Annotated in this window: 5 protein-coding genes and 2 pseudogenes; 6 read left to right on the top strand and 1 reads right to left on the bottom strand. The window is 42.6% G+C overall.

What is annotated here, in order from left to right:
- A pseudogene (locus FTU17_RS03785) lies at window positions 1–88 on the bottom strand (IS1595 family transposase); the annotation flags it as partial.
- A 16-nt stretch (window positions 89–104) separates the two neighbouring features.
- On the opposite strand from FTU17_RS03785, the gene FTU17_RS03780 reads away from it, so the two are divergent.
- From FTU17_RS03780 to FTU17_RS03755, 6 genes and pseudogenes are all read left to right on the top strand, one after another.
- Window positions 105–1,298 carry a SidA/IucD/PvdA family monooxygenase gene (locus FTU17_RS03780; protein WP_180134729.1) on the top strand — a complete coding sequence of 398 codons (1,194 nt, stop codon included), beginning with the start codon at window positions 105–107 and terminating at the stop codon, window positions 1,296–1,298.
- Between the two features lie 170 nt (window positions 1,299–1,468).
- Window positions 1,469–3,133, top strand: a pseudogene (locus FTU17_RS03775) (IucA/IucC family siderophore biosynthesis protein); the annotation flags it as partial.
- A gap of 54 nt (window positions 3,134–3,187) precedes the next feature.
- Window positions 3,188–3,820, top strand: coding sequence for a GNAT family N-acetyltransferase (locus tag FTU17_RS03770; protein ID WP_168378659.1), 633 nt, complete (start codon window positions 3,188–3,190; stop codon window positions 3,818–3,820).
- On the top strand, window positions 3,817–4,209 hold the full coding sequence (locus tag FTU17_RS03765; RefSeq protein WP_180134725.1) for a hypothetical protein: 393 nt from the start codon (window positions 3,817–3,819) through the stop codon (window positions 4,207–4,209). The genes FTU17_RS03770 and FTU17_RS03765 overlap by 4 nt, the downstream gene beginning before the upstream one ends.
- Complete coding sequence (locus FTU17_RS03760) at window positions 4,185–5,456, top strand: MFS transporter (RefSeq protein WP_257227356.1); 1,272 nt, start codon at window positions 4,185–4,187, stop codon at window positions 5,454–5,456. Before FTU17_RS03765 ends, FTU17_RS03760 begins: the two co-directional genes overlap by 25 nt.
- A gap of 15 nt (window positions 5,457–5,471) precedes the next feature.
- Complete coding sequence (locus FTU17_RS03755; protein WP_180134723.1) at window positions 5,472–7,739, top strand: TonB-dependent receptor; 2,268 nt, start codon at window positions 5,472–5,474, stop codon at window positions 7,737–7,739.
- Window positions 7,740–7,829 lie beyond the last annotated feature (90 nt).

Below are 7,829 nucleotides of genomic sequence, written 5' to 3'. Positions count from 1 at the left end.
AGGCTGTTTTAGAAGCAGGAATATCAATGCAAAAGCACTGAATAATTTTTTTAATCTTATAGTGACTTAATTTACTGTTTTCTATCATGATTCTAGACTAACATATCTATTCTGCTAGTCTAGAGCCTAACCATTATTGTCAATGGGTTGCAGACCAACTAGAGCATATTCAATATCAATCAACCGTAAAAGCCATTTATGCCCAAGAGCAAGGCTTTGAAGTCATGGTTGAGCAAGATGGACGTTTTAGACGTTATCAATGCCGAAATTTGGTCATTGGTTCGGGTAATGTTCCGCATTTACCACAGTGTCTAAAAGACATACAACAGCAATATCCGGAGCGCTGCTTACATTCTGCAAATTATTGCAATGCAGCGTTAAATCACTTGAAAGGGAATGTGGTTGTACTGGGATCAGGCCAGTCTTCGGCCGAAGTTTTTATGGATCTGTTTGATCGTCAATATTTGCAGGATCAAACCACAACAGCGCAGTTTAAATTGCATTGGCTGACCCGTTCTAATGGGTTTTTCCCGATGGAATATGCGCCGCTTGGTTTAGAGCATTTTAGTCCGGATTATACTGCGCATTTTTATCAACTGAGCCCTGAAAATAAAGCCGAACAACTGAAGCAACAAGGCTTGTTATATAAGGGCATCAGTGCAAAAACCATCCGTGAGATTTACCAAAAACTGTATCACCGGAGCATTGGTCAAAATATTCAACAGACGCATTTACATGCTCAGGTGGGTTTGGTTGCTGCCGAGCCGCATGGTGCGGGTATCCGTTTGCAGTTTCAGCACAAAGTTACAGCAGAACAATTCTATCTAGATGCAGACTTTGTTGTGGCTTCAACGGGATATCACAGTCCAGAGTGGCAATATCTCAAATATCTAAAACCGCTGATTCAGTGTGATGAATTCGGTCGCTGGAAAATTAGTCAGGACTACCGAGTACAGCATGACGCTGTCGGGGAGATCTTTGTTCAAAATCAGGAAATGCACAGTCACGGTGTCGGGACTCCTGATTTAGGGTTGGGTGCTCACCGTGCAGCAGTCATTGCCAATCAATTATTGGGTTTTAACTTATACGATTTAGGTGATCAAGCGCAAAGTTTCCAACATTTTTCACCCAGTGAAAATGCTGAAATGCACAGTATGGGCATTGTAAAGAAATCAGCGCAAACCAATATCCAAAGACCATTTTCCGTAAAAAAAACCATTGCTAACTACGCAATGAACCGCAATACGACCATGCCGAATAAGCAAGAACAGAATGCGGTTAAACTCGAGAAATTATAATGACATTTGCAAAATTACAGATAAATCAAACGCAGTGGCGCCGTGCAGGGCAAAGACTGATTGAAATGGCGATTGCTGAGTTTTTATATGAAGAAATTATTCAGATTCAGCCAGTGGAAAATAACACATGGCAACTCAATCTGGATGACAAAACGTATCAATTTGAAGCGACACAGTTTCTGCTTGGGCATTGGCGTATTGTTGAAGGAAGTGTTCGCGAATTAAGTGAATCGACAGCACAGCTCGCATGGAATCTGCATGAATTTATTCGTGCTTTTTCAAATCAAGCTGAAGTGAAACCTTTTACCAAGGCTTATTTGATTAAAGAAATGAACAATACATGGTTGGCTGAAGCACATGTTTTTGATGAACAGAGATTGCTAAGTCAGGCTGTCCTGTCAGCGCCACACTATCAAATTGAAGGCATGTTGCGTGGACACCCTTGGCTCATTATGAGTAAAGGCCGTATGGGCTTTGGCTATGATGATTATTTAAGCTCCGCACCAGAGATTTCTCCAACAGTCAAAGTCCTGTGGTTAGCTGTTCATCGTGATTTAGCTGAGTTTCGTTCGACCGAGGCTTGGGATGCGCAAAGCTTATATCGCCATGAGTTGAACTCAGCGCAATTACACGATTTTCAACATCAATTAGCGGACAAAGCCTTAGATGCTGCTGAGTATTACTTTATCCCTGTACATGCATGGCAATGGCATCAGTGGTTAATCCCGACCTATGCCAATGAAATCGTTGATCAGCGTATTGTCGAATTGGAGATTGGACAAGATGATTATGTGCCAATGCAATCAATTCGTACCTTATGCAATACCAGTCATCCTGACCGTCATTATGTGAAGTTACCTGTCAGTATCTTTAATACGGCGGTATATCGAGGGTTGCCTTCAAAACGAAATTTGGCTGCACCTGCGGTGACCGCTTGGCTGAAGGACATTCAACATCATGATGCAGACCTGCAAAAAACACAGGTGGCATTTTTGGGCGAAATTGCGAGTCTCACTTTACAACAGCCGTGTTTTGATCAGATAGACGGTGCGCCTTACCAATTTAAAGAATTGTTTGGTTGCTTATGGCGTGAAAGTGTAGAGCCTTACATCGGTGAACATCAGTTAGCGCTTTCCCAAGCAGCATTGTTGCATCGAGATCTAAATGGTCAGTCTATTTTATCCGTGTTGATTCAGGCTTCAGGTTTGACGCCTTTGCAATGGTTGAAGCGTTTTGCCGAAGTTTGTGTAACACCGTTACTGATTTGCTTATACAAATATGGTTTGGCTTTTTCTCCACACGGTGAAAACACCATGTTGATCCATGAAAATGGTTTACCGAAAAAAATGGTGCTGAAGGACTTTATTGATGATGTCAATTTAGTTGATGAAGATTTTCCAGAACTCGAAAATTTACCACCTGAAGGGCAAATTTTACTGCGTCATCCTGCTGAAGAACTTAGCCACTTTATCTTTACAGGTTTGTTCATGGTGCATTACCGCTATATCTGTAATGTCTTCCTTGAAGATTATCCACAGCATACAGAACTTGAGTTTTGGCAAACCATCTCCACCGTGATTGACGAATTTCATCAGGCACATCCTGAATTGGCAGATCGTATTGAAAAATTCAGTATGTTCCGTCCACGTTTCGAGAAAATTTGTCTGAACCGTGTTCGACTGTTTACCACCAGTTATAACGACGAAGCAGAACGACCAGTACCTGTATTTTTAGATCCTATTGCAAACCCTGTGAGTCCAAGCACTTTAAATCAGTGGGCGAAACAACAGCATACCGCCGAACAGAAAACGACAACTAATCGTATTGCGTCATAAACAGATTTTTGAGCTAAGAACAGAAAAGATTAAACAAATTTAAAGGACGACATCATGACAACGTTATCACGACAACTACCTGATTTTTATGAATACCATGAGAATGAGACGCAATACTACTTACGACAAATGCAATATCCAGAAGATATGGCTTTGGTTCATAAATGGATGCATGAACCTCATGTTATTCCACAGTGGCAGCTCAATAAGTCAGAAACTGAACTAAAAGTGTATTACGAAAAAATGCTGGCAGATGATCATCACCGAATTTTGATTGTGGGGGTAAATGGTGAAGATGTGGGCTACACAGAGATCTACGAAGGAAAACGGGATCGATTAGGTTTGTACTACGACGGTGATGAGCTTGATCTAGGTTGGCATTTGTTATTTGGTGAAAAGTCCGTTTTTGGTAAAGGCTATTTACGTCCCGTCATGCGTTTATTGAGTTTTTATATCTTTGAAAATGCTGCATCAGCCAAGATTGTGGGAGAGCCTGATCATAGTGTGAAGCCTTATGCCGTCGTAGTTGAAGACATGTGCTATGAAGCGCAGCGCCTAATCCCAATGCCTGAAAAGACCGCCATGTTGTATTACTGCTTTAGAGAAACATTTTATTCAAAATTTGGTCATTACTTAAACGACTCCAAGGCATTTCAGCATCAGCAACTAGCTAAGGCGGTGTCATGAGTTACAGCTGCACCCACATGCACATACTGGACATGCACTTTTCAGCGCATGTTTCAGTGGAAGAGTTTGAACAATGGTTGACTCAAGTTGAGCGCTTTTTTCTGAAAAGTCAGCCCTTTGTTTTGGTTATGCAAACGGCTGAGGGAACGACTTTTCCCGAAGAATATCGGCAAATACAGGCCGTTTGGTACAAGAAGTTTAAACATCTCTTTTTTCAATATTGTTTGGGTCTGGTGCGTATTGCGCAAGATCCAGATGACTTCAAACGTTTAAATACACCCGCGCTGCATGCAGCGTGGCGTGTGCCTTATTACGTTTCATTAGAACAGTCTGATGCGCTGCAATGGGCAGTGCAGAGGTGGATATGCAACAACACTCAAGAAAATTAAATCATGCAATTTCACCATCTCAAATTTCAGTCCTGAGTTTGAGCGTCGTGATCATTTTGTACTTAGCACATGCATTGCCTTTGTATTTTTACAATGTGGCTTTGCCTGCCATTTTACGACATCAAGGGGTAGATTTACGCTGGATCGGCATGTTATCGCTGCTTTACATTCCATGGGCATTCAAGTTTTTTTGGGCGCCTTGGATCGATCAGCTCTATGTCAAAAAACTCGGTAAACGCAAAACATGGCTGTTGTTTACGCAAATCGCATTGGTACTGGGGGTACTGGTTTTAGCCTTTACGCAGTTTTCTTATGGGTTGACTTTATTTGTCATCATTGGTTTATGGATTTCAACGTTTGCGGCAACGCAAGATATTGCGATTGATGGTTATACCGTAGAGAAATTTACCGAAGGCAATTACCGTTTGGGCAGTATGGCACAAAGTATTGGGGTGGCCGTCGGGAGCATGCTCGGTGGCGCTGCGACTTTATGGATTTACCAATATTGGGGTTGGCAGTCAGCGCTCACAGCTTTAGCGCTGCTGACATTTTTAACCATGTTTGCGGTGTTTTTTATTCAAGAAGAACCAGAAACTCAACTTGCCAAAGCCAAACCAAGCCTAAGGCAAGCGTTTAAACGGCCTGAAATTCGTTGGGCCTTGCTGCTCATTGTTTGTTATCGCGTGGTGGAAGCACCCGCTATGGCAATGCTGAATCCCATGTTGATCGACCAAAAATGGTCACTGTCTCAGATCGGGGTGTTGATGTCTGTGGTCGGTGCTGGTGTCGGTCTGATTGCAGCCGTTAGTGCAGCTATGTTGCTGAAAAAAATCAAAGCGACGCAATTGTTGGTCTGGGTAGGATGGTTACGTACATTGCTATATGCCGTCATTGGGGCAGCCGTTGTATTTGGGTGGTTGAATCAATGGCATCTGCTTTTAGGTCTATTTGTCGTGTTGATGCTAGCCATTCGTTATATCGCCATGACATCACTCTATGCCTATTTCATGCAGACCAGTTCTAAAGAACAGGCGGGTACCGATTTCACCATATTAGTGTGCTTTGAATTGCTTGTTTACTTCATTGGCGGCGCATTTTCAGGCTTTCTCGCAAAATCATTAGGCTATGGACATTTTTACTTGGTACTGGCAATCGGCTCCGTGATCAGTGTCTTACTTAGTCAACGCATTGTTTTAAAAACACAAAATTTAAAAACTCAAACACTTCCGACTCAATCGGAACTCTAAGAAATGGAAAAGAATATGAAACGTTTAGCTCTACCGATGCAACTGACGTGTCTTAGCCTTGCAATTTGTACTCAGCTTTATGCGCAAGACGTCACGACAGACACTGCACAAAATACTGCAGTTGAAACACAAACTGCAGAAGCTACTAAAATGGAACCGATTGTTGTGACGGCAACTCGTTCTGCGAAAAGCATTGCAGATATTGCGGGTACGGTGTACAGCATTCCTAAAGAAGAAATTGAAAAACAAGCCAATGCAGGTAAAAGCACAGCTGATATTGTCGGTTTATTGGTGCCATCACTGACTCCATCAAGTGGTACAACGTCTAACTATGGGATGACCATGCGTGGACGTGTGGTGCAATACATGATCGATGGTGTGCCGCAAACGGGATATCGTGATGGATCTCGACAACTGGCGAGTATTAGCCCGTCGATGATTGAACGAATTGAAGTGGTCTCAGGTGCAAGTAGTATTTATGGTTCAGGTGCAACAGGCGGTATTATCAATATCATCACCAAACGTGGTGGATCTGAGCCGCTGAGTTTTGAAACGAAAGTCGGTGTCACTTCTGGTAATAACTTTAAGTCCGATGCGCTGGCTTATGAAGCTGCACAAACCATGAACTTTAATCAAGGCAATTTACGCGGAACTTTAGGTGCAAGCTATACCAAACGTGGTGAAATACAAGATAGCCATGGCAATCGTATTGGGCCTGAGATTGCGCAAACAGACCGTCAAGATACCGACACCTTAGATCTAAATGGTCGTGTCAGTTGGAAAATTGCCGATGGTCAAACGCTGAGTTTCGGTGCGCAATATTATAATGATGAGCAAGATAGTGATTATGGACCTGACTATGGTCCAAATTTAAATGCGCTGCGCTCACAGCCCGTGGGTGGCAAGCTGCCGTTGTCATTAAATGCGGTAAAAGGCTTACAACTTGCTGAACAACCACAAACTGAACGTTATAGCGTCAACGCACAATATGAAAATCAAGATATTTTAGGCCACCGTCTAAACGCTGAAACCTATTATCGAAATGAAAAAGCACGGTGGTTCCCATCTGCACGTCAAATGGCACCTGAACTCTTCTTGGTGTATCAGTCAGAAACCGATATTGATGTGTTAGGCGCACGTGTTGCTCTACAAAAAGATCTTAACTTAAATGGTCGTGAACTGGGTTTAACCTATGGTGTGGACTATGAAAATGAAAAAGATCAACAAAATATCCAAATGTATGACAGCGCAACGTTTATTCAAAGTAATGGTTTGAGTTATCAGCCGTTTAACTACTATGCCTTTGGCCCAGATGTTGAAACAGAAAAACTTGGCGTATTTGCCCAAGCGCAATATGAATTAACTGACCGACTTGGCTTACAAGCAGGCATTCGCCATGAACGTGTAGAAAGCGATGTCGATTCATCTGTGCCTTATATGGAAGCAATTACTGCAGATTTAACCCCAGGTTATGTGGCGAAAACACTGAATGGCGGCAAAGTAAAACATAATGCAACGCTGTTTAATGTTGGCGCGGTGTATCACTTAACAGATGCACAGCAAGTGTTTGCTAATTTCTCACAAGGTTCAAACTTGCCCGATGTGCAACGTATGCTGCGCGATGTGCCGGCAAATTCTGTGATTAATAGCCAAACCATTGACCCGATTAAAGTCAATAACTATGAACTCGGATGGCGTGTACAAAATGCCGGTGGTTTAAATGCAGGCGTGACGGCTTTTTATAATGACTCAGATAAAAGCCTGAAATTTGGTGCGCCGAATTACACCATTGATGTTATTGATACCGATGAGCGTATCTATGGTGTCGAAGCCAATGCCAGTTATGAAGTTCAACCAAATTGGACGGTTGGCGGCACAGTTGCATATACCACGGGCCAATTTAAAAATACCCAAGGTGACTGGCAAGAATTGGATGCCATTCGTGTGGCACCTTTAAAAGGAACAGCATTTTCAGAATGGCAGTTTGATAATGACATGAGCCTACGTGTTCAAGCTTTAGCGATTGGCGGTACAGACAAAGCCCAAAAAGATGCTGTGAAATATGGATCTGCTCCAGCAGCGGCAATTAAAGGCTTTGCAACGATGGACGTGATTGCCAATGCAAAAGTAGGACCGGGTAATGTGGGCTTTGGTGTCTACAACGTATGGAATACGGATTATAAGTCGGTATACAGCCAGTCGGTTGAAACTGTCTATGGCCCAATTTCTAGCCTAGCGGCTCAAGGTCGCACCTACGGTTTAAGTTATACGGTGAAATACTGATTTAAAGCCTGAATCAGGTTTAAAGCACGGTATCGTGACTTACAAAATAGAGGTGGCTTAAGTCACCTCTATTGTTTATAACGTAGCCAT

The organism is Acinetobacter sp. YH12070, from assembly GCF_013419625.1.
Lineage (GTDB): Bacteria > Pseudomonadota > Gammaproteobacteria > Pseudomonadales > Moraxellaceae > Acinetobacter > Acinetobacter amyesii.
This window is presented reverse-complemented; position numbering and strand designations above follow the sequence as displayed.

What these genes read in the sequence shown, in the direction of transcription:
- FTU17_RS03770 (WP_168378659.1), top strand. Translation starts at nt 3,188, where the DNA reads ATGACAACGTTATCACGACAACTACCTGATTTTTATGAATACCATGAG.
- FTU17_RS03765 (WP_180134725.1), top strand. Translation starts at nt 3,817, where the DNA reads ATGAGTTACAGCTGCACCCACATGCACATACTGGACATGCACTTTTCA.
- FTU17_RS03760 (WP_257227356.1), top strand. Translation starts at nt 4,185, where the DNA reads ATGCAACAACACTCAAGAAAATTAAATCATGCAATTTCACCATCTCAA.
- FTU17_RS03755 (WP_180134723.1), top strand. Translation starts at nt 5,472, where the DNA reads ATGAAACGTTTAGCTCTACCGATGCAACTGACGTGTCTTAGCCTTGCA.